At 61.1% G+C, this 21,507-nt stretch carries 23 protein-coding genes and 2 pseudogenes; 18 read left to right on the top strand and 7 right to left on the bottom strand.

From position 1 onward, the window contains the following. Window positions 1–27 precede the first annotated feature (27 nt). The gene (locus AWB68_RS04735) at window positions 28–1,464 is read left to right on the top strand and encodes an anaerobic sulfatase maturase (RefSeq protein ID WP_087643203.1); all 1,437 of its coding nucleotides are present in this window, start codon (window positions 28–30) and stop codon (window positions 1,462–1,464) included. Window positions 1,465–1,619: 155 nt separating this feature from the next. Then, window positions 1,620–3,110, top strand: a complete 1,491-nt coding sequence (locus AWB68_RS04730; RefSeq protein WP_087643202.1) for an arylsulfatase — start codon at window positions 1,620–1,622, stop codon at window positions 3,108–3,110. 378 nt (window positions 3,111–3,488) lie between these two features. Here AWB68_RS04730 and otsA read toward each other — a convergent pair whose 3' ends face one another. Next, window positions 3,489–4,895 (bottom strand): alpha,alpha-trehalose-phosphate synthase (UDP-forming), encoded by a 1,407-nt coding sequence (otsA, locus tag AWB68_RS04725; protein WP_087643201.1) that lies wholly within the window; start codon window positions 4,893–4,895, stop codon window positions 3,489–3,491. Window positions 4,896–4,979: 84 nt separating this feature from the next. After that, the gene (locus AWB68_RS04720; protein WP_200828630.1) at window positions 4,980–5,216 is read right to left on the bottom strand and encodes a hypothetical protein; all 237 of its coding nucleotides are present in this window, start codon (window positions 5,214–5,216) and stop codon (window positions 4,980–4,982) included. A 315-nt stretch (window positions 5,217–5,531) separates the two neighbouring features. Between AWB68_RS04720 and AWB68_RS04715 the strand changes: the two genes are divergently transcribed. Further along, on the top strand, window positions 5,532–6,716 hold the full coding sequence (locus tag AWB68_RS04715; RefSeq protein WP_087643200.1) for an FIST signal transduction protein: 1,185 nt from the start codon (window positions 5,532–5,534) through the stop codon (window positions 6,714–6,716). Window positions 6,717–6,859: 143 nt separating this feature from the next. Here AWB68_RS04715 and AWB68_RS04710 read toward each other — a convergent pair whose 3' ends face one another. Both AWB68_RS04710 and AWB68_RS04705 read right to left on the bottom strand, forming a co-directional pair. Next, window positions 6,860–7,501 (bottom strand): DUF1109 domain-containing protein, encoded by a 642-nt coding sequence (locus AWB68_RS04710; protein ID WP_087643199.1) that lies wholly within the window; start codon window positions 7,499–7,501, stop codon window positions 6,860–6,862. Continuing rightward, window positions 7,501–8,070, bottom strand: a complete 570-nt coding sequence (locus AWB68_RS04705; protein WP_087643198.1) for a sigma-70 family RNA polymerase sigma factor — start codon at window positions 8,068–8,070, stop codon at window positions 7,501–7,503. The genes AWB68_RS04710 and AWB68_RS04705 overlap by 1 nt, the downstream gene beginning before the upstream one ends. Before the next feature lie 392 nt (window positions 8,071–8,462). On the opposite strand from AWB68_RS04705, the gene AWB68_RS04700 reads away from it, so the two are divergent. The 9 genes and pseudogenes from AWB68_RS04700 to AWB68_RS04660 all read left to right on the top strand — a co-directional run bounded on the left by AWB68_RS04700 (window position 8,463) and on the right by AWB68_RS04660 (window position 14,819). Continuing rightward, complete coding sequence (locus AWB68_RS04700) at window positions 8,463–8,738, top strand: BufA1 family periplasmic bufferin-type metallophore (protein ID WP_087643197.1); 276 nt, start codon at window positions 8,463–8,465, stop codon at window positions 8,736–8,738. Window positions 8,739–8,758: 20 nt separating this feature from the next. Then, window positions 8,759–9,610, top strand: coding sequence for an MNIO family bufferin maturase (bufB, locus tag AWB68_RS04695; protein WP_200828629.1), 852 nt, complete (start codon window positions 8,759–8,761; stop codon window positions 9,608–9,610). Continuing rightward, window positions 9,607–10,377 carry an HvfC/BufC N-terminal domain-containing protein gene (locus AWB68_RS04690; protein WP_087643195.1) on the top strand — a complete coding sequence of 257 codons (771 nt, stop codon included), beginning with the start codon at window positions 9,607–9,609 and terminating at the stop codon, window positions 10,375–10,377. The genes bufB and AWB68_RS04690 overlap by 4 nt, the downstream gene beginning before the upstream one ends. Before the next feature lie 15 nt (window positions 10,378–10,392). Then, window positions 10,393–10,866, top strand: coding sequence for a DoxX family protein (locus AWB68_RS04685; protein ID WP_087643194.1), 474 nt, complete (start codon window positions 10,393–10,395; stop codon window positions 10,864–10,866). Between the two features lie 102 nt (window positions 10,867–10,968). Then, window positions 10,969–11,355 carry a thioredoxin family protein gene (locus AWB68_RS04680; protein WP_087643193.1) on the top strand — a complete coding sequence of 129 codons (387 nt, stop codon included), beginning with the start codon at window positions 10,969–10,971 and terminating at the stop codon, window positions 11,353–11,355. Beyond that, a complete protein-coding gene (locus tag AWB68_RS04675) occupies window positions 11,355–12,083 on the top strand; it encodes a cytochrome c biogenesis CcdA family protein (RefSeq protein ID WP_087643192.1) in 729 nt (242 codons plus the stop codon). Before AWB68_RS04680 ends, AWB68_RS04675 begins: the two co-directional genes overlap by 1 nt. Window positions 12,084–12,225: 142 nt before the next feature. Beyond that, window positions 12,226–12,657, top strand: a pseudogene (locus AWB68_RS04670) (class I SAM-dependent methyltransferase); the annotation flags it as partial. Window positions 12,658–12,825: 168 nt separating this feature from the next. After that, window positions 12,826–13,227 carry a hypothetical protein gene (locus AWB68_RS04665; RefSeq protein WP_087643295.1) on the top strand — a complete coding sequence of 134 codons (402 nt, stop codon included), beginning with the start codon at window positions 12,826–12,828 and terminating at the stop codon, window positions 13,225–13,227. A 320-nt stretch (window positions 13,228–13,547) separates the two neighbouring features. Then, window positions 13,548–14,819 (top strand): hypothetical protein, encoded by a 1,272-nt coding sequence (locus tag AWB68_RS04660; RefSeq protein ID WP_087643190.1) that lies wholly within the window; start codon window positions 13,548–13,550, stop codon window positions 14,817–14,819. A 204-nt stretch (window positions 14,820–15,023) separates the two neighbouring features. Here AWB68_RS04660 and AWB68_RS04655 read toward each other — a convergent pair whose 3' ends face one another. Further along, entirely contained in the window at window positions 15,024–15,929 is a 906-nt protein-coding gene (locus AWB68_RS04655; protein ID WP_087643189.1) for a LysR family transcriptional regulator, read from the bottom strand. Window positions 15,930–16,028: 99 nt separating this feature from the next. On the opposite strand from AWB68_RS04655, the gene AWB68_RS04650 reads away from it, so the two are divergent. The 6 genes and pseudogenes from AWB68_RS04650 to AWB68_RS49290 form a co-directional block, all read left to right on the top strand. Next, a complete protein-coding gene (locus AWB68_RS04650) occupies window positions 16,029–16,979 on the top strand; it encodes a ketopantoate reductase family protein (RefSeq protein WP_087643188.1) in 951 nt (316 codons plus the stop codon). Then, window positions 16,976–17,362 carry a VOC family protein gene (locus AWB68_RS04645; protein WP_087643187.1) on the top strand — a complete coding sequence of 129 codons (387 nt, stop codon included), beginning with the start codon at window positions 16,976–16,978 and terminating at the stop codon, window positions 17,360–17,362. The genes AWB68_RS04650 and AWB68_RS04645 overlap by 4 nt, the downstream gene beginning before the upstream one ends. Before the next feature lies 1 nt (window position 17,363). After that, window positions 17,364–17,822 carry a MaoC family dehydratase gene (locus tag AWB68_RS04640; protein WP_087643186.1) on the top strand — a complete coding sequence of 153 codons (459 nt, stop codon included), beginning with the start codon at window positions 17,364–17,366 and terminating at the stop codon, window positions 17,820–17,822. Continuing rightward, window positions 17,822–19,042 (top strand): CaiB/BaiF CoA transferase family protein, encoded by a 1,221-nt coding sequence (locus AWB68_RS04635; RefSeq protein ID WP_087643185.1) that lies wholly within the window; start codon window positions 17,822–17,824, stop codon window positions 19,040–19,042. Before AWB68_RS04640 ends, AWB68_RS04635 begins: the two co-directional genes overlap by 1 nt. Beyond that, a complete protein-coding gene (gene aroE, locus AWB68_RS04630) occupies window positions 19,042–19,875 on the top strand; it encodes a shikimate dehydrogenase (RefSeq protein WP_087643294.1) in 834 nt (277 codons plus the stop codon). The genes AWB68_RS04635 and aroE overlap by 1 nt, the downstream gene beginning before the upstream one ends. A gap of 33 nt (window positions 19,876–19,908) precedes the next feature. Next, window positions 19,909–20,125: pseudogene (locus AWB68_RS49290) on the top strand (type II 3-dehydroquinate dehydratase); the annotation flags it as partial. Here the strand turns inward: AWB68_RS49290 and AWB68_RS04620 are convergent. Both AWB68_RS04620 and AWB68_RS04615 read right to left on the bottom strand, forming a co-directional pair. Then, window positions 20,107–20,628 carry an SRPBCC family protein gene (locus AWB68_RS04620; RefSeq protein ID WP_087643184.1) on the bottom strand — a complete coding sequence of 174 codons (522 nt, stop codon included), beginning with the start codon at window positions 20,626–20,628 and terminating at the stop codon, window positions 20,107–20,109. The pseudogene AWB68_RS49290 and the gene AWB68_RS04620 overlap by 19 nt on opposite strands. Further along, on the bottom strand, window positions 20,606–20,926 hold the full coding sequence (locus AWB68_RS04615; RefSeq protein ID WP_087643183.1) for an ArsR/SmtB family transcription factor: 321 nt from the start codon (window positions 20,924–20,926) through the stop codon (window positions 20,606–20,608). Before AWB68_RS04615 ends, AWB68_RS04620 begins: the two co-directional genes overlap by 23 nt. Window positions 20,927–21,507: the final 581 nt, after the last annotated feature.

The following is a 21,507-nucleotide window of genomic DNA, read 5'->3' as shown; positions in this document are numbered from 1 at the left end:
CTCTGACGATCAGAGAGGACCTCGGCGATGGAAGCCACGTTGTTGTCTCACGCTTCAACATCGAGTATCGACGATGCCCAAACGGCCAAAAGCCCGATATCGGATGCGCCGCCATGCTTCCATCTGCTGGCCAAGCCAAGCGGCTCGACCTGCAACATCGACTGCAAATACTGCTTTTTCCTGTCGAAAGAGGCGCTGTATCCAAATGAAAAGCACCGGATGTCGCAGGCGACGCTGGAAGCATACATTCGCCAGTTGCTGGAGTCGCATCGCACGCCAGAGGTTACCGTAGCGTGGCAAGGCGGAGAGCCCACGCTAATGAAGGTCGAATTCTTCAGGCACGCGGTCGAACTAGTCGAAAAGTACCGCAGGCCGGGACAGTCCGTGAAACACACGTTTCAGACCAACGGCATTCTTCTCGACGACGAATGGTGCGAGTTCTTCAAGCAATATCACTTTCTCGTGGGGCTAAGTGTCGATGGTCCGCGTGAACTTCACGACACCTTTCGCGTCGATCGTCGTGCGCAGGGTACCTTCGATCTGGTCATGGGCGGGTGGAATCTACTACGCAAGCATGGCGTTGAGTTCAACATCCTGTGCACGGTCAACTCCGCCAACCAGCACTACGGCCGCTCGATATATCGCTTCTTTCGCGATGAACTCGGCGCACGGTGGATCCAGTTTATCCCGATCATCGAGCGCGCAACGGAACAGACGATCCAGCTCGCGAATCGGGGCTGGAGCGAACGGGCGGGCCACAAGCGCGTTTTGTATACACAGACCGGCAATCTTGTCACTGAACGTTCAGTCGGCGCGAAGCAATATGGTCTCTTCCTTATGGATGTCTTCGAGGAGTGGGTGCGCCACGACGTCGGACGCGTCTTTGTGCAATTGTTCGACGTGACGCTAGAGGCCTTCTTCGGTCGCCATCTGTTGTGCATCCACGCCCCGACCTGTGGCCTCGGCCCCGCCCTCGAGTACAACGGCGATCTATATTCATGCGACCACTTTGTCGAACCCGGATATCTGCTAGGCAATATTCACGAAACGCACATGCTCAAGCTCATGGCATCGCCCGAACAGCGCAAGTTTGGACTGGACAAGCGCGACTCACTTACGGCCCAGTGCAGGAGTTGCGAAGTGAGGGCGCTGTGTAACGGCGGATGTCCGAAGGACCGCTTCGCGCTTTCACGGGACGGCGAGACAGGGCAAAACTATTTGTGCTCCGGTCTCGAGTTGTTCTTCACCCAATCGCGCCCTGCGATGGAGACGATGGCGAAACTCCTTCGTGATGGCCGGCCGCCATCTGACGTGATGGCGATGACCGCAATCGAAGATAAACGGCGCGGTCCTTATGCACCCTGTCCATGCGGCAGTGGCAGGAAATTCAAATTCTGCCACGGTAATAACGCATCGCGTCGTCCGTTTGACCCGGCGAGCGGTGAGGAGCGGAGCGCCTCATGATGGGAACGTGGTGCCCAAAGACGTCGGTGGTCGTGACATCCTGCACGGAGCAGGAACCGGCGAGCGACACGCTGGCTCACTTCGGTGATTGATGCAGCCTCTTCGCCCGGCTTGCCCAATGACCCGGGCGTCATCTTAAAGGAGTGGAAACAATCATGGCGACAAAGCAACCGAATATCCTGATTCTTTGGGGCGATGATATCGGATGGTGGAACATCAGCTTCAACAGCCGTGGGCAGATGGGTTATCGCACGCCCAATATTGATCGCATTGCAAATGAGGGCGTGGCGTTCACAGATTACTATGCACAGCAGAGTTGTACGGCTGGACGCGCAGCATTCATTACCGGGCAGAATCCGATCCGGACAGGACTGACCAAGGTCGGTATGCCGGGCGCCGACGTTGGCCTGTCGGCCGAAGACCCCACGATCGCCGAGATGCTCAGGCCGCTGGGTTATGTCACCGGGCAGTTCGGCAAGAACCATCTGGGCGACAAGGATGAATTCTTGCCTACCATGCATGGATTTGACGAGTTCTTTGGCAACCTGTATCACCTGAATGCGGAAGAAGAGCCCGAGGATCCGGATTATCCCAAGGATCCGGCGTTCAAGAAACGTTTCGGTCCGAGGGGCGTGCTCCATTGCTGGTCCGACGGCAAAGGCGCTCAGAAGATCGAAGATACCGGTGCGCTCACCAGGAAGCGCATGGAAACGATCGACGACGAGACGACCGCCCATGCCTCCGCTTTCATCGACAAGGCGCATAAGGACGGGAAACCGTTCTTCCTCTGGTACAACACGACGGCGATGCATTTCCGGACCCACTGTGCAGAAAAGCACAAGGGCAAGAGCGGACAGGGCGAATATAACGACGTCATGGTCGCGCACGACGAGAACATCGGCAGGATGCTGGCAAAGCTTGAGGAATTGGGAATTGCCGACGATACCATCGTCATGTACTCGACTGATAACGGCCCTCACTTCAATAGCTGGCCAGACGCTGGCATTACCCCATTCCGGTCTGAAAAGAATACGAATTGGGAAGGGGGCTGGCGCGTTCCAGCGTTCGTTCGGTGGCCGGGGAAAATTCCTGCTGGCACGGTTCTTAACGGGATCGTCACGCACCAGGACTGGATGACCACCTTAGTCGCGGCAGCTGGCGAGCCGGATGTGAAGGAAAAGCTGCTTAAGGGACATAAAGCTGGCGAGAAAACGTACAAGGTTCACCTGGACGGTTTCAACATGCTCCCCTATCTGACCGGGGAAGTGAAAGAAAGCCCGCGCGATTCGTTCTTCTATATCAGCGACGACGGCGACGTGATGGCAATCCGTGTGCGTGACTGGAAAATGGTACTGCTGGAACAGCGTGCCAAGCAGTTGGCGTGCTGGGCGGAACCCTTCGTTCGGCTGCGGATTCCAAAGATGTTCAATCTTCGGCGGGATCCGTTCGAGCGCGCCGATGAGAACTCAAACACATACTACGACTGGATGATATCGCACGCTTATCTCCTATACGGGATGCAAGCGGTTGTAGGATCACAGATCGAAGCGTTCAAGGCCTTTCCGCCGCGCCAGAAACCGGCTTCGTTCAACCTCGACGCCGTGCTGCGGCAACTGGACGATGCGGGCGGCGGTGCCCACCATTGATCTGACATGCATTGGGAGAGGATTAGCCTGGCGATCAGCCCGGATGGCTGAGGATTGGATCTGCCTCTAGAAGCCATTCGGGAGCTGTCGTCCCGGAAACGCTCGCTTTTGAGCATCGCACAATAACCTACGGCACTGCGGGCCTGGGTGCAGCGCATCTGCCGTGGGTGATCGTGCGGAACTACCACGACCCATACGACGATCCGAACGCCCGCACTCCTGGCGCGATAGCTAAAGGTTGAAGCGAAGTGCGCTGTGCCGATACGTCGATACGCCGAGACCCTGCACGTCAGCGACCCCGCTTAATGCACTTGAAATAGAGGCACGACGCTGCGTGACGCTTGATCTGAGGTCCGTTGGCCCGAAGATTCATCCAACTCAACTCATCTGCGCCAAAACCGGCTCCACCTCTGCAAGCGCCTTCAAAAAGGTCCTGGACCACCAGTGAACGTCCTGCTCGCGCACCCGGTTCAAGAGTGCCGAATGTCGATCGATGCGCTCAGCGAGCGGCATGACTAATGCCCGTTGAATGGCGTCTGCTGTGCCTTGTGTATCGTAAGGGTTGACGAGCAGCGCTTCCTTCAACTGCTCGGCGGCACCGGCGAAACGCGAAAGCACCAGCATGCCCGGATCAGCTGGGTCCTGAGCAGCGATGAACTCCTTGGCCACCAGGTTCATGCCATCTCGCAACGGTGTCACCAACGCGACGCGACTGGCGCGATAGAGCCCCGGTAACCGCTTGCGAGCCACATTGCGATGGATGTATCGAACCGGCATCCAGTCCAGTTCCCCGAAGTCGCCATTGATCGCTCCGCACAGGCTGTCCATCTCGCGGCGCAGATCATCGTATGCGCCGACATCCTCGCGGCTCGGCGACGCGATCTGGATCAGCGTCGCGCTGTCGCGATTTTCCGGGTAGCGCTCCAGCAATTGCCGGAAAGCGTGAATCCTGTGCGGCAGCCCTTTCGAGTAATCGAGTCGATCCACGCCGAGAAGTAAGCGCCGTCGCGAGTATTCTTCACGCATGCGCGCAAACATGTCGCGCCCTTCCTTGGCTTGAGCGAGGCGGACAAACTCGTCAACATCGATGCCGATCGGATAGGCCCCGACCTGTAGTGTGCGGTCGAACGCGCGGAGGTGATTGGGGCCCAGGCAGACAGCTCGAGCCTCCGATTCGACGTAGTGTGTGAAGTGCGTGACATCGGACTCCGCCTGAAAACCGACGAGATCGTAAGCAAAGAGCGAGCGCATCAGCCATTCGTGCTCGGGAATCGCCGCCATGATCAGCGGCGGTGGCATCGGAATGTGCAGGAAAAAACCGATACGATTGTTGCAGCCCGCCGAACGCAACTCGGCAGCCAGCGGGATCAGGTGATAGTCGTGTACCCAGATGATGTCGTCCGGCTTCAACAGTGTCAGCAATTTGCGCGCGAACAACTGGTTCACCCGCCGGTAACCTTTTGCGAAGCGCGTATCGAAATTCGCGAGGTCCAGGCGGTAGTGACACACTGGCCACAGAACGCCGTTGGAATAGCCCAGGTAATAGGTGTCGTGATCCTCAGGGCTCAGGTCGAACGTCGCCAGCGTCACATTCCCTGTCGTGTGAACGTGAAGATCGTTCTGGTCGACCGTACCCCCGTCGACCATTTCGCGAAGTTTGCCGCTCCAGCCGAACCATACGCCGCCAGTCTGTTCAAGGCTTTCCCGGAGGGCCACCGCGAGGCCTCCTGCCGCAGTTTTGCGAGGATCGGAAGTGCGGTTTGATACGACCACCAGACGGCTCATGACAGGCTCGGAGTTGGCATTCGGACCGATAGTCTCGCACGTTAGCATCAATCGGCCGCGCTTCCCGTCCGGCGGTCGGTCTGACTACGGTCGGTCCTCGATCAACGGTGGCTCGATCGGTCCAGCGAACAGCCCCCCATCGAAGAACGCGTCGTCAAGTTCCATGATGGAGTCGTCTCCCATCAGAATTACGACGTATTCGCCCTTTCCATTGCCAGGTACCTCGGAGATTTCCGCGATGGTTTGTTGGGGCGATCGGTCGTCGACGAAGCGCAACCAGTAGTAACCCGGGGTGGTTGGCCGTGTGTCTGTCCATTTCATATGAAGCACTCGCGGCATTGTTTGACGGGGACCATGCCTACTACATTAACGCTTCTATCCCGGAACGCCAATCCGTGATGACTGCTGTCGCCCGGTCCGGGCCGCGGCAAGGGCCTGGGAGGCTTTGCGCACGGCCGCCAGTCTCTCGGCTGCGGGTTCTGTCGCAAATCGAACGGGTCGGAGTGCTACCATCGTTTTGTTTTCGAGTGCGAGCCCACAATGAGTACGCCTTGAAACACCGATTGGTTGCCCATAGCCGCCATTTCGACGGCGAAGTCGTCACGGGCGCATTGTTGTCTTCGACAGGTTTGTACCATGAACCGCGATTCGTTTATCCATGCTCACGCTGCTCACGCCGATTGGCGGGTCGCGCTCGCCGACTGTCAGCGGCAACTTCAAACCCGGATGGCGGCCAGTGCGGCAGAGCAACGTGTCTCCGCACCGTTCACGCTCGGCTGGTGTTACCTGAGCGACTATTACGCATCCGCGTCCGAGGCCATCCTCGATGAACTGCACCACGCTTACCCCGGCATCGCCTGGGTTGGTACGATCGGCGTCGGCGTGGCCGCCAGCGGGGTCGAATATATCGACGAACCGGCCCTGGCGCTGATGGTCGCGCCGCTGCCGCGAGAGTCGTTTCGGCTCTTCTCGGGCCAGCAGCCCCTGCCTGCGCCATCCTCCGGGTTCGTCGCCCATACTGCGCTGGTCCATGCCGAAGGCACCACGCCAGACTTGCAAGAATTGCTGCAGGAACTGAGTGCCCGCACGGCTACAGGCTATCTTTTCGGCGGCCTGTCCTCGGCGCGAAACCGGCCGCTCCACCTCGCGGACGGCGTGTTCACTGGCGGGTTGTCCGGCGTGCTGTTCGGGCCCGAGGTCGGTCTGATCTCACGTGTGACGCAAGGCTGCCAGCCTGCCGGGCCGGTGCGTACCATCACCCGGGCCGAACGCAATCTGGTGGTCACGCTGGACGGCAAGCCCGCTCTCGATTGCGTGTTGCAGGATCTTGGGCTCGACGATGGCCTGTCATTCGATGAGTTGTCTCAGGCCCTGTCGACCACGCTGGTGGGCTTGAGCACCGGTGCCGAGGATGTGCCGACGTGGCCCGGACAGTTCGGCGCGGATACGTTCGTGCGGCACCTCGTCGGCGTCGATCCGAGGCACCGGATATTGGCGATTGCGGACCAGGTCGAGCCAGGCATGCATCTGGCGTTTTGCACGCGCAATGCCGAGGCCGCCCGACGAGATCTGGTGCGTATTGCGACGGAAATCCGGGCAGAACTGGAAGGCAGCACGACAACGCACCCGTCTGGGGCCCTGTATGTCAGTTGCTCGGGCCGCGGCGGGCCGCATTTTGGAGCGCGGCATGCGGAACTGCAGACGGTCCGGGATGCCTTGGGCGAGGTGCCGCTGGTGGGCTTCTTCGCCGGCGGCGAGATCGCACGGAGTCACCTTTACGGCTACACGGGGGTACTGACGGTTTTCACAAGCCAGGACTAGGTAGTCCGTACCGAGCAGTATCTCGGCGAGCTACCGGCAGACACGATCGATCGGCGGGGTATCGGGTAGCCGTGCTCGACAATAGCGATCCCGACCGTCTTTGATTATCGCGCCACGGTGCGCGCTCTCACGTCCTCATCTCTTCACCATCTCAGCAGGCGCGGCCCGAGCAAGGCGCCGATAACTGTCGGTACGAGCATGCCGAGCACGTACCAGATGCCCCAAAAAGGGATGCCCATCTCCGGGCAGTGCAGACAGTAAGCGAGCGTGGCTGTCGATCCGGCCAGGAGGCCGCCGATGGCACCCGTCATCGCGAGACGGGTCGGCGCCAGTCCTTTGAGCGCCCAGAATACGGCCATGAACCCTGGGACGGACAGCATCGCGATGTTGAACGGACACACGCGCCAGGTCTTGCCGAGCGCCATCGCGATTCGTTCGTCAGCGGGTGCCGACGCCAGCACATAGAGCGTGGCGACCCACACCGCCGCTACTGGCACGCCGATCAACAGCCAGCCGCCGCCCGGCGCCACGCCGGGCCTCGCGAGCCGAGTCGACGTGACGAGCGCGCCGATCATCAGCAGCAACGGCAGCGCGATCTTTGCCCAGAAGATCGGTGTGGCGGCCACGGCGACGAGATCCGGGCGAACGCCAAGGATCACGGCAACGAGAAGCGTCGCCCCGGCCGCGCCGATCAACATCGCGACGCCGAATCGTTTGGCGAGCGTATGCCGGTCCACTGGCGTGACGCCGTTGGCCAACATTGATATGAAGTCATCCGTTTTCATCATCTTCCTCGAATCTTTGCAGCCAGGGCCTTCAGTCCGCGATGCACGCCGATCTTGACCGCCGATTCCGACAGCCCGGTCAAGCGTGCCGTCTCCGAAACGGAGAGGCCCTCCAGCTTCACATGCACGATCGGCAGACGCTGGCGCTCGGGCAACTGTTCCAGCAGCTTGCCCAGATCGCGCTTCGCCTGTGCAGGTTCGAGATCGGGCGCGGCGAACAGTTCGAACGCGTCGTCGAGCGGATCGTTGAGCGCGTCGTGACGAGCGCGCGCCCGAAAATAGTCCGTCAGCTTGTAACGGGCGATCGCATGCACCCACGCGGTAAGCGGTTCCTGCGGGCGGTACGTCTGACGGCCGTTGTGCACCGCAAGCAATACTTCCTGCACGAGATCCTCCACATCGCCAGGCTGGCTGTGCAGGCGTCGCCTGAGAAAGCCACGAAGATGCGCGCCCAGTTCAGACAGGAATCGCCGGTACGCCACCGCGTCGCCATCGCCCCCTTTGAGGAACAACGCGCGAAGGTGCGCCTCCTTATCCTGCAACGTCGCGTCAACGGTAGTTCGATCCATCGGGCGGTTTGGTTACACGAAGGGTGATTTATTTTTTGGCGAATTCTACGCTGCTATGACGACGTGCAAAAAGTCCGACGGCAGTCGCGGAATCACCGTGTACCTCATCATGCGCAAAAATTTTGTTCGACGCGTGTAACCGTGCATTCGCACCGGGCGAATTAGCTCTCGGACGCCCGATCAAGCTGATGCCTCCATATGTGTTCTGGCAGTGGAAGGCAAAAACCCTGAACGACCGGTCGATCTGAACACTACGAAAAAATCTTGTAGTGGCTGTAACCCGGAATCGTGAATTGTCGAATTACCTTCCGGATCGCAAGCACAACGCCTTACCTCGTCACCCTTGTGCGTGCTCCACCCTACCCTGAAACGAAGTCTCTGGAGAAATCGTCATGACCAACCTTAAACTCGCTGCCGCCGCTCTCGCACTCGCTTCGCTCGCTACCGGCGCTTTCGCACAGGCACAACCCGCGGCTGGTGCAATGGAAAAATGCTATGGCGTTGCCATGGCCGGCCACAACGACTGCAAGGCTGGCGCGGGCACCACTTGCGCAGGCACATCGAAGATGGATTATCAGGGCAATTCGTGGAAGAACGTGCCGACCGGAACCTGCACCACGATCAAGACGCCGCACGGCACGGGCTCACTCACGCCGATGCAATCGTAATTCCACCGGGCGCGCCGATCATGAAGACGCTACCTGACATGGGCGCCGGTCTGGGCCTCAAACCTGATCACTACCAGGCCGCTCACGAATGCGCAGCAGAGGGTCTGTGGTTCGAGGTCCATCCGGAAAACTACATGGTCGGCGGCGGCCCGCGGCTTGCCTGGCTCGAGGCGATCCGCAGCCGGCATCCCATTTCGCTGCATGGCGTGTCGCTGTCGCTGGCGGCCGACTGCCCGCCCGATACGGCTCATCTGCAACGGCTCAGGACACTCGCGGATCGCGTCGAACCTGCGCTGATTTCCGAGCACCTCGCGTGGTCCGCATGGCGGGCCCAGTATCACCCCGACCTGCTGCCTTTTCCGCGCACCGGCGTCGCGCTCGCGCGGATCGCCAGCAACATCGCGCAGACGCAGGACGTACTCGGCCGGCGCATCGCAATCGAAAACCCGTCGCACTATCTGCGACTCGACGGCCACGAATGGAGCGAACTCGACTTCCTTCGCGAACTCAGCCGTAGAACAGGATGCGGGTTGCTGCTCGACGTGAACAACGTATACGTCAGCGCCCATAACCTCGGCTTCGACGCCAGTTCGTACCTCGACGCCTTTCCAGCGGATGCCGTCATGGAAATCCATCTTGCCGGGCACAGTACCGATGCAGCGGGCGAGCGCCCATTGCTGATCGATTCGCACGATGCACCGATCGTCCCTGAAGTCTGGTCGTTGTATGAGCGGTTGATCGAAACAATCGGCGCGCGGCCCACGCTGATCGAACGCGACGATCACATTCCGCCGTTCCACGCAATGCTCGCGGAACGCAACGTCGCTCAAACCACGCTTGATGCCGTTCACGTTTGCGGAGTCGCGCAATGACCACGTCGCTTGGTCACTTTCAGGACGCGTTCGTCGACGCGCTTTATGACACCCGCGCACATCATGCAGTCGTTGCGTCGCTCGTCGCGCAGCCGGGATTTTCCGTGTACCGGAATACCGTCGTGAAGGGCTGCGTCGATGCATTGCACGCAAACTTTCCCACTGTCGAGCGCCTTGTCGGCACGGAGTGGTTTCGCGCAGCCGCCGCACGTTACGTGCGCCAGTCTCCGCCGACGGATACACGGCTGCTTCACTACGGCGCGGACTTTCCTGCGTTCCTCGACGCATTCGAGCACGCACGACGACTGCCGTATCTCGGCAACGTCGCACGGATCGATCTGGCATGGACCGACGTGCACACCGCCGCCGACGAGCCCGGCTTCGACGTGGCATCGATCGCCAGTCTTGCATCGGAGGTACTCGGACAAATGGTCTTCCCGTTACGGAGGGCCGTGCGCTGGCTATGGTTCCCGCAACAACCGGTGTACACGATCTGGCGTTGCAACCGCGAAGCGACCGACATGCCGGCGGAACTCGACTGGTCCGGCGAAGGCGTGTTGCTCACGCGTCCGGCAGGCCGTGTGATGTGGCAACCCATCAGCGCTGGCGGCTGCGTGTTCCTGGGTGCATGCGCGGCATCGCAGACGCTCGATGAAGCGGCCCATGCCGCGCTCGATGCCGAGCCGTCCCTTGATTTCACGCAACTGCTCGGCAGCCTGATTACGGCGGGCGCATTTCGCTCGACCACCTCTTCTACGCAACGCTGATCGAAGGAGACTTACATGGAAGCGACCCGAACCACTGCGCCGAGCGCGCGAACGACCTTGCGGGACCGCTGGAATCGCGCAGCCGCCATGCTTGACGCACTGGTCAGCAGTTCGTTGCTGTCGCTGGTCGCGCGGTTCGCCATCGCAGCGATCTTTTTCCTCTCCGGAAGAACCAAGGTCAGCGGACTGCTGACCATCACGCCGGGCGCGTACGAGCTTTTTCGCACGGAGTACAAGCTGCCACTCGTGCCACCGGAGATCGCCGTGCATATGGCTGCTTATGCCGAGCATCTGTTCCCGATACTGCTGGTGCTCGGACTGTTCTCGCGCTTTTCGGCGTTCGCCTTGCTCGGCATGACGACGGTGATCGAAGTGTTCGTCTATCCCGACGCGTGGCCGACGCATCTTTCGTGGGCGGGACTGCTGCTGATCATCATTGGCCGCGGTGCGGGCAAGCTGTCTCTGGACCACTGGTTCGGCATCAAGTGACATGAGCGGCATCGACAGCGGAATCCACGGCGAAAGCCTACGATCCGTATATGGCGATGCCGTACCGGCTTCGCCCGCCTCTAACCGGATGATGGAGTTCCAATGAAAGCACTTAGGGTCAAACAAGGAATGGCGTGGCTGTTGCTCGCGATGGCGTCGAGCGCGTGGGCGGATCAGAAGCCCTACGACAAGGCGCAGTTCGATCGCGATATAGCCGAGGGCAAACCGACGATCGTATATCTGCACGCCACGTGGTGCCCAACCTGCCGCGTTCAGAAGCCCATCGTCGACCGTCTTTCCGACGACCCGCAACTGAAGCAAGTCACTATCTTCGTCGCCGATTTTGACAAGGAGACAGCGCTCAAGAAGGCGCTGAAGGTCAATCAGCAATCGACGTTCGTGGTGTTCAAAAAGGGGCATGAAGTCGCGCGCTCGACAGGCCAGACGCAGGAACCCGCGATCCGGGAAACATTCGACAAGGCACTCTGATGGACTTCGGCGCCAGCACTTATGCCATCGGCTTCGCGGCAGGCGCGGCGTCCAGTTTGTCGCCGTGTGTGTTGCCGCTGCTGCCGATCCTGGCCGCGTCCGCGCTCTCCACGCATCGGTTCGGCCCGGTGGCGCTCGCGGCAGGACTCGGCGTGTCGTTCGCGGCCGTCGGCATTTTCTTCGCGACCCTCGGCGCGTCGCTCGGACTGGACGCGGAGACGTTCCGGCGCGCGGCGGCTGTGCTGATGATCGCGTTCGGGCTGATGATGCTTGTTCCGCGATTGCAGGAAGTGTTCGCGCAAATGACATCGCGTTTGAGCGGCGCCGGCACGAATGTGCTTGGCCGTGTTAGCGGCGAAGGACTCGCCGGGCAGTTCTGCATCGGACTGCTGCTGGGGCTGGTCTGGAGTCCGTGCGTCGGACCCACGCTCGGCGCGGCGACCACGCTGGCCTCGCAAGGAACGCACCTCGGTCATATCGCGTTACTGATGATCCTGTTCGGGCTCGGAGCCGGGCTGCCGCTGATGATACTCGGCGGTGTGTCGAGGGCATCGCTCGAACGCGTTCGAGGGGCACTTTTTTCGTTTGGCAAGATCGCGAAGGTGACGCTTGGAACCGTGTTCGCGGTGCTCGGGGTGCTGGTGCTCACGGGCCTTGACCGACAGATCGAAGCGGCCGTGCTCGCTGTCAGCCCGATGTGGCTGACGGCATTCACAACCTCCTTCTGAGCGACCAAAATGTCGTGATGACAGTTCGGAGCGCTCCTGGAGTTTTAACGACATGAGGAAGTGAATTTTTTGCACAATCGCTGAAAACTGCAGGCTCCAAGCTTGTCGAGGTGCTGCCTTTTTTTGGAGTAGTTCAAAACCAATGCGAGCGCGCGAATCGGCCAATGAGGCCGGTGTCTCGGATCGCGTGAAGTTCGAGATCGCCGCGGCGAAGGACTTTCCCGGCAACGACTATGATCTGGTCGCGTTTTTCGATTGTCTGCACGATATGGGGGATCCCGTCGGCGCGGCGGCGCACGTCGCGAGATCATTGAAACCAGACGGTACGTGGATGATCGTCGAACCATTTGCAAACGACAGGCTGGAGGACAATCTCAACGCGGTCGGGCGAGTTTTCTATTCGGCATCGACAATGATCTGTACGGCGGCTTCGCTTTCTCAGGAAGGCCAGATGGCACTGGGTGCTCAAGCCGGTGAAGCACGCTTGCGCGAGGTCGTGACAAAAGGCGGCTTTACCGGATTTCGGCGCGCGCATGAAACGGCCTTCAATCTGGTGCTTGAGGCTCGCCCTTGAGCTGGCGAACTGTCATCGCTCGGGCAGGCGTGGTAAAGAGCGATGTCTGTCATGTGAACCTTTTCGAAGCCGCTGCCTGAATTGTAAGGCCGGCACAGGCCTGAAAGAGCTTCAAGGCAACGCCAGGTTGTGCCGCCAGTGGACATGAGCATCGATGGGGAATACATGATGTCAAGTGATTGGACGCATCGCATCAGGCTGTTTATCCAACGTTTCTGGCAACCGACCAGCGCATGCATGACATGCATGCCGGGGAGTTGGGGCAATATCATGAGCCTTGCCCACTGGACGATTGCCATGCAAACGGGTTTCGCCACCGGAATTCTGGCAGTACTCTTGACCTTCACGCCAGCGGCCAAGCTCTACGCGAATCGATACGGCAATGCGGTGGTCGTCGGCTGCCTGACAATGCTTGGCGACGCCTACTCGCACGCGAATCACTACGGTATCCCCTTTGCGGAAGCGGGCCTGACGGGTGTGATATCGGGTTTGCTGACACTGGCGGGCTCATATGTCTTCGAAGACCGCGCACGACGCCTTCGTGCGGGATGGGCGCGGATGTTCGGATAGTCCATCTGCTGATCCGGTTGCGATGCTGTGGCGAACGCCTTGCGGAGCGTTCTCGACGCCGAGCTTTTCCACCGACGGCGGTGCGAACTGATGCGTGTGCCATGGCCACCGGAGCAGGCAAGGATCTCCGGACCGACGACATCTGTTTTGCCAAGGTTGTCCGGCATTCAGTTTTTCGCCTAGGTTATACCCGGAAGCACTATCCTGAGCCCTTAAAGACATGCTAAAAAGAGTCGATATGCCGGAAGCGCGACTGAAAGTCCGGTCCGGAGATTGGAGAATCCAACGCGGTCTTTCGCACGAAATTTCGAGGTGAAAGTATGGAAAAAAAAGTGCCCGTCGCGCTGGCCGCTGCGCTGATGTCTTTTGTCGGCGCGCTGCATCCAGAATCCGCCCGTGCCGCTGATGCTAAGGCCTCGGCCTTCGAAGATTCGACCGTCGACGCATCTCTCGATCCCGGCGAAGAACGCGTTTCCGCCAAATCTGACAATCAGGCACGCCTGGCAGAGCTGCGCTACGCGTATTTCATCGGCTATAACGCGCGCGCCAAGGAAGACTCGAAATCCTATGCGGCCTTGGGTGACGAGGTGAAGCATCGGCAAAAGCAGCTTGCTGCGCCAGCCGTGCCCGCATCGCCGAAGCCGGTTGCCGAGCGGGTTGCACCTCCAAGGCGGGTCGTAGCGCAAGCCGCGTCGCTGAGGCAACTATCCGCGCCGGTCGCTCCGGCGAAGCAGGTACCCGCGCCGGTCACATCGCCGAAGCGGGTTGCTGCTGCGCGAGCCACGCCGTCCACCCAGGTCGTTGCGCAGGCCGAGCCTGTGCCGCTGAAGCACGGTCCCGTGCAAGTTGCGTCTATGCCGCCGAGGCGGGTCGCTGCGCCGGTCGCGTCTTTGAAACAGGCTTCTGTGCAGGTTGCCCCGCCTAAGCGCGCTGAAGCGCAACCTGTGCCTCTGAAGCAGGTTTCTACGCGGACCACGCCGCCGAAGCTGTTTGCCACCGAGTCCGAGCCTCCGATACTGATTCCGACCCGAGCCGTGACGGCCTTGCCGGAAGCAAAGTTGGACAATGATGACGACGAGCAGGTGACGCAGAGGCGCGATTTCCAGAACGCTCAGCGGTCGGTGCCGCAATATCGGCACGCCGATGAGGAACCGCAATACGCCGTGGATCAAGAAACTCAAGCGGCGCCGCCGGCTCAAGCAGCGCAGAACCGGAAACCTCGGCATTATCAGAAGCAGCCCGAGCAATACGCGGCTGCGCCGGCCTATAACCAGATGTCAACAGAGTCTCAGGAGCCAGGTGGGTACGCCGGGCGGGAATACGCGCCGCCGCCCCCGCCGCCTCGCACCGTTCGGGATAACCAGTACGCGCCCGCTCCGTATCCGCCCGCTCGGTACCGACCGGGTGACGCGCAGTCCGCCTACGTACCTCGGCCGCCCACTCAAGCGGCGGCACAGCAGGTCATCATAATGGCCCGCCCGCCTGCCTATCCGGCCTATGACGAGATGTACACGCCGCCTGAATTGCGGCGGCGGTATCCCGCCGCTTACGGCAATTCGGGGCAGCCAGCCGGGTATCAGGGATGGGAGTAGGCCACTCACTGGCATGTGCCGTCGGGCGCGCTGACTCACGTAGGCAACGGGCCGTTACAGGTGTCCCGTTTCCACGATGGAAGCTGAATGCGCGTGCCGGACACGTGCATTGGCACTACCCGAGCATGCCGTCAAAGCGCAACAGATGGCCCGACAACGGCGAGCCGAACATAAAGGAGTTCGCTTTGCGCAAGGGCGTGGCAGTCAACGCAAGCTGCTGAACAACTGAGCGACCAATTCGCGCAGCCAGCGATTGCCCGCTTCGTGGTGATACCTGGCGTGCCAATGCTGGCGCACGGCAAAGCCGTCCACGGGTATCGGACAGGGATGGATCGACAGGTCATTGACCTTCGCCAGCGTCTGGCCGATGTGCCGCGGCAGCGTCGCAATCAGGTCGGTTGTCTGGATGATCGCACCCAGCCCGAGAAACCCCGGCAACTCCAATACGACATCCCGCTTGATCTGCTCGCGCAAGAGCGCCTTCTCCAGCAATTGGGCGCCCGTCCCTGCCGCGATCGCAACGTGTCCCTCGGCGCGGTACTGCTTCACCGAGAGGCGTGTGCGCAGGCGCGGGTGGTGCCGATTCGCCAGACATATCCAGTCCTGCGAATACAACTGCTGCTGATAAATCCCGCCGCCGAGCCACGGCACATGGCCGATTGCCAGGTCGGCCTCGCCTGACTCCAGCGCCCGTTCGGTGTTTCCGTCGATTCTCGCTACCTCCAGACGGATGCCTGGCGCCTGCGCACGGATGTGCGCCAGCATTCGAGGCAGAAGCGTGACGTGGCTCGCATCGGTCATGCAGATGCGGAATTGTCGCTTTGCGGTGGCGGGATCGAAAGCGATCTCCCACGCAGCGAAACGCCGCAACGATTCCAAAATCTCGCGGCACGGCCCGATCAACGCGTCGGCCTGCGGCGTGGGCGCCATGCCGCCGGGCGTCCGTATGAACAAGGGGTCCTGCAGGAATTCGCGAAGACGCCCGAGCCAGATACTGACCGTCGGCTGGCTCTGCCCGAGTTGCTCCGCCACTCGCGTGACGCTGCGGGTGTCGTACAGCAGGTCGAAAAGCTGCAGCAGCTTCAGGTCGGGTAGCTCGCTGGTCGTCATGGCCGTTATTCGATTTACGCAATGATCCTATTGTAGTCATTGCATTGCCACGGTGAGCAGCCGCTTTTATCTTTGCGTCAACACATCGAGGAGACGCACATGAGGATCGCATTCGTCGGGGCCGGCGCGCTGGGCTGCGCCATCGGTTCGACACTGACTCAAGAGGGTCACGAGACCTGGTTGATCGACCGCTACGCGGAGCATGTCGAAGCGATGTGTCGCGATGGCCTGCAAGTCGACGATTCCGAGGGCTCCCGGCGGGTCAAGGTCCGTGCGACGACGCAAGCCGCCGAAGTCGGCCCCGTGGATCTCGTGATCGTGCTGGTCAAGTCCTTCCACACCGATTCCGCGATGCGCAGCGCGCTCGATCTGATCGGGCCGGACACGGTCGTGCTGTCGTTGCAGAACGGCCTCGGGCATGAAGACGTCCTCAGCGAGATCGTCGGCCGTGAACGCGTGCTGGCGGGCAAGACGTACGTCGGCGGCGTGCTGCGCGGACCGGGCCATATTCAGTCCGGCGTGAAAGGAAAGCTCACCATCATCGGTGAACTCGATGGCCGAATCACAGGCCGCGTGCAGGCGATCGCCGAAGCCTTCAATGCGGCGGGCCTGACGACGACCGTGAGCGACAACATCCTCGGCACGATGTGGGACAAGTTGCTGATCAACGTCGCGACGGGCGCAGTGACCGGCATCACCCGTCTCACGTACGGGCAACTTTACGGGGAGCCGATCCTCAGGCAAACCGCGCTGGCCGCCGTAGCCGAAGCGATGGCTGCCGCAAAGGCGGCCGGCATCAGGCTGTCCATGACGAATGCGGAGCAGGCGTGGACGCTAGCGGCGGAGGGTCTTTCGCCCGAGTTCAAAACCTCGATGCTGCAGAGCCTTGAGAAAGGTTCGGTCACGGAGATCGATTTCATCAACGGCGCGGTCGTGCGCTGGGGTCAACGGCTCGGCGTGCCGACTCCGGTCAATGCGACGCTGGTTGCGTGCATCAAGGGCATCGAGCGCGCCATGACCGATAGACAGAACGAGGAGACAAACCCATGAACAAGGCTTATCTGGAGCACGTCGCCATCTGGGTGAAAGACATCCATTGGCACATCCGCTTCTTCGAAGACGTGCTCGGCATGACGATGCGCGAAGTGGACGGCACCGTCGACGAACCCCGGCAGTACTGGACCCTCGGCGGTCTGCAATTTATTCACAAGCCTGACTACGAGGGTCCTGAAGGACGGCTCGCACATCTGGGCGTGATGTGCGAAGACCTCGAAGCAGCGCTCGCCGCAGCGCTTCGCTATGACGTCACCGAAATGCCGCAGGGACGCAACTGGATTTGCCTGCCGGACGGGCTTGCCGTCGAACTGATCCAGGCACAGCCCGCCTCGTGCGTCGCGCAGGCGCTTTCGATCAACCCGCGTGCGGAGGCATGACATGACGATCATCGATAAATACTGGGACGACGCCAGCGAAGGCGACGAGTGCGTGAGCCCGACCTACACAGTCACCAAGGAACGCATCCTGGCATACGCCGACCTCACCGGCGACCACACACCGGTGCACGTGGATGAGGACTACGCGGACGCGAGCCACTTCGGTTCGATCGTCGCACACGGTCTCTTTGGCTTGTCCATCGCCGACGGTCTCAAGACACAAAGCGCATACCGCTTCCTGCCGGGCATGTCGCTCGGCTGGACATGGGATTTCAATCTGCCGATCAAGGTGAACGACGTACTGCACGTGAAATTCCGCGTCGGCTCGATGCGCGCGAGCAAGAGCCGTCCCGACTGGGGCATCGTCGTGCTGCCCTCCGAGCTGATAAACCAGCACGGCCAGGTCGTCCAGCATGGCGAGCATCGTCTGATGGTGCCGCGCCGACCGGGAGCATTCTGATGCAAGCACGTCCTCTCGAAGGAATTCGCGTCGTCGACTATAGCCACTTCCTCGCCGGCCCGTATGTCGGGCGTTGTCTTGCGGCGCTCGGCGCCGAAGTCATCAAGGTCGAACGTCCCGGCAGCGGCGACGCGGGCCGTCAGCACGCCACCGTGCTCGACGATGAGCAGAGCGCCTACTTCCTGCAACTCAACATGGGCAAGCGCGGCGTCAGCGTCAATATGCGCGACCCGCGCGGCAAGGAGTTCATGCAGCGGCTGTGCGACTCGGCGGATGTGTTCGTCGAGAACTATCGGCCGGGTGCACTGAAGAAGCTCGGGCTCGGTTACGACGAACTGTCCGCGCGCAATCCGGGTCTCGTCTACTGCTCGATCTCGGCATACGGCCACACTGGACCCGATGCGCATCGCGCCGGCTTCGGCCTGATCGCCGAAGCGAAGAGCGGGATCATGCAAATGATCGGCATGCCGGGTGAGCCGCCGCCCTTGATGCGCATCTCCCTCGGCGACATGTACACAGGCATTCACGCGGTCGCGGCGGTCAACGCTGCGCTGCTCGGCCGGATAAAGAGCGGCCGGGGCCAGCATATCGACATGGCGCTGTACGACACGCTCGTTTCGATGCACGAATACGCGGTGCAGTGCTATACGACGCAGGGGATCGTCCCTGAGCAGACCGGTCATGACATGCCGACATCGACGCTCTACGGCGTGTTCCGTGCGTCCGATGGCGACCTCGTGATCGCGGCACAAGTGGACGAAGCGTGGAAGCGTTTCGCTGCTTTGGTCGAGACGCAGGGCGGCCCGGCGGGATTCGGCACGGACACGCGGTTTCATACCCTCAACGGGCGCAATGCGAATCGACTGGACATTCTGTCGGTGGTGAAGCCCTGGGTTGCAGCGCGTCCGGTTGCGCAGGTGCTCGAACTGCTCGACAGCATCGACGTGCCTTGCGCCAAGGTGCAGCGCATCGACGAAGTGCTCGCCGATCCACAGATCATCGCGCGGGGCATGGTGGTCGAGCAGGAGCATCCGCGCTTCGGAACCTTGCGCCTGCCGAACCTGCCGTTCCGCTTCTCCGACTGCGACACGACCATCCGCGAAGTCGGCCCGGACCTCGGCCAGCACAACGCGGAAGTCGCGCAGTCGCTGGGATTCGATGCGGCCGAAATCGACGCGATGCAAACCGACGGTGTGCTGTACTCGAAAGTGAGGCCATGATGAGCGACCTGTACGCAGTGATCGGCAACCCGATCGGACACACGAAATCTCCACTGATTCATGGCCTCTTTGCAGAAGAGACACAGCAGGACATGTCGTACACGGCGATCGAAGGTCCACTGGAGCCGCAGGACGCGTTCGCTGAGACCGTGCGCGCTTTCATGGCCAACGGCGGCAAAGGAATGAACGTGACCGCGCCGTTCAAGCTGAAGGCGTTCGCGATGGCCGACGAACGCAGCGAGCGCGCCGAACTCGCGGGCGCCGTCAACGCGATGAAATTCGACGGCGCCCTCATCATCGCCGAGAACTTCGACGGGATCGGGCTCGTTCGCGACATTGAAGTGAATCTCGGTTTGCCGATGGCTGGCAAGCGGGTGCTGATGCTTGGCGCAGGCGGCGCCGCGCGCGGGGCGTTGCTGCCGTTCCTGGCGGCGGGGCCGGCGGAAATGGTCCTCGTCAATCGCGATGTCGGGAAAGCGAAGGCGCTCGCAGCCAAGATCAGCGGACGCGGTCCCCTGCTCGCTTGCGCCTACGGCGATCTCGAAGCGATGGGACGCTTCGATCTGGTGGTCAACGCGACCTCGGCCAGTCTCACCGGCGAACTGCCATCGGTTCCGCCAAGCGTCTTCAGCCCGGAAGGGGCTGCCTACGAACTCGCTTACGGTAAGCGATTGACGCCTTTCCTGCGGCTCGCACGCAATGCGGGCGTACGAACCATCGCGGACGGCGTGGGCATGCTGGTGGAACAGGCCGCGGAAGCCTTCGACTGGTGGCGCGGCGTGCGGCCCGAGACGCGGACCGTGATCAATCGGCTTACCGTGCCGTTGGACTAAGCGTGCAATGGAGCTGTGAATGAAAAAATCCTGATGCTTCTCGGTATCAACCACAGTATGTTCGGTAAGCGCGACCCGGTGCAGGGGCACGATCACGCTGGCCGAAATCGATGCCCGCCTGGAGGCTCTTGGCGCCGAGCTTGGCGTGCAGGCGGAGTCGTACCAAAAGAAGAACGAGGGCGCCATGTGCGAGCGGATTCACCGAGCCTTCGAAGACCGATGCGACGCCGTTCAGGTCCGTTCCGCGTCCGCGTCGCGGGCAATCAGGAATTCGTCTAGCTGCCCGAACGTCTCCGGCATCGCCTCGTCCATCCCCTCGATGGCGACGTCGAGCGCTTCCTTCGACGGATAGAGCTCGCGCATCACCAGCAGCGTCTTGCCATCCTTCTCCTCGAACGTCACCGTCGTGACGGCACCGTCCTTGCTTTCCTCGTTGGTCCAGACGAGGCGGGCATTCGGCACCACTTCGAGGTACCTGCCGAAGAACGCCATGGGCGCCGTGGCCTTGGGGTGAGCGAACTCCAGGCGGTAGCTGCCGCCGACACGCACATCCTGTTCGCATGAAAGCAGTGTCGCGCCACTCGACTTCGGCACCCACCACCGTTTGAACAGCTCGGGCGTGGTCCACGCTTCGAACACGAGCCGCGCCGGGGCGTCGAAGGTTCGCGTGATGACCACCTCGCGTTCGGACTTCCGTTCCGACTTCGTCCGGTTGCTAAGGGGGGTGGGCTCATTCTCTCTTCTTGCGACCATCAAGTTTCTCCTTGCGTTTAAGTTCCTCGACGACCGTGTCCAGCGCGTCGAAGCGCGCGGCCCACAGCCGGCGGTAGTTCTCGATCCAGGCCAACTCTTCCTCGAAACGGCGCGAGCCAAGCTTGCAGGTCCGCACGCGTCCCACCTTCTCCGTGGTGACGAACTGCGCCTGTTCCAGTACGCCGATGTGCTTCCTCATGCCCGTCAGGGTCATGTGGAATCGCTCGGCGAGTCGCGTGACGGACGCGTCGGCGCGCATCAACTGCTCCGGTACGCCGCGTCGGGTGGGGTCCGACAACGCGGCGGCTCGTTATGCAGTGGGCGGTCGGATCGCAGTCGGACAAGCAACTTGCCATTGGTCTGTTCAAGGCGTATGGGTCGGAACCTTCACTGTCGAAATCCGACGCCATTGTGCGCGTGCAGCATGACATGTTAAGCGGGAAGATGCGGCGCGTTAAGTGCGGACACTGCGCGGTGCTGAACGGGCAGCTCCGAGCGCTCGCGATCAGCGGCTCCTGGGGCTAACCAGTTCCCGCGACGAACTACCGAAATCGACGTTATCTGTCAAAAACATGATGCCGGATATGAATCCGCGCGCCCAGCGACCAGAGAAGGAAAAAGGTCTCGCTGGAGCGCGCTGTGAGCTACGATTAAGAGCGACGAGTCCAGCGACGTGAAAGCAATCAAACGATCACTCGGGAGCCGTATGAGCAATGACATCTTAGCAACCTGTGGGCTCGGTCTTGGTCGCTCTGCGGCAACAAATATCGCCATAATTTCAGATCTCGGTACGACAAGCAACGAGCTTCACGCAGAAGAACCCTCGGCGAACTTTATTGAGCTAGCCGACCGACATCGTAAGTCAGAAGCGGCTCATTC

It is taken from the genome of Caballeronia choica (assembly GCF_001544535.1).
Classification (GTDB): Bacteria; Pseudomonadota; Gammaproteobacteria; order Burkholderiales; family Burkholderiaceae; genus Caballeronia; species Caballeronia choica.
This window is presented reverse-complemented; position numbering and strand designations above follow the sequence as displayed.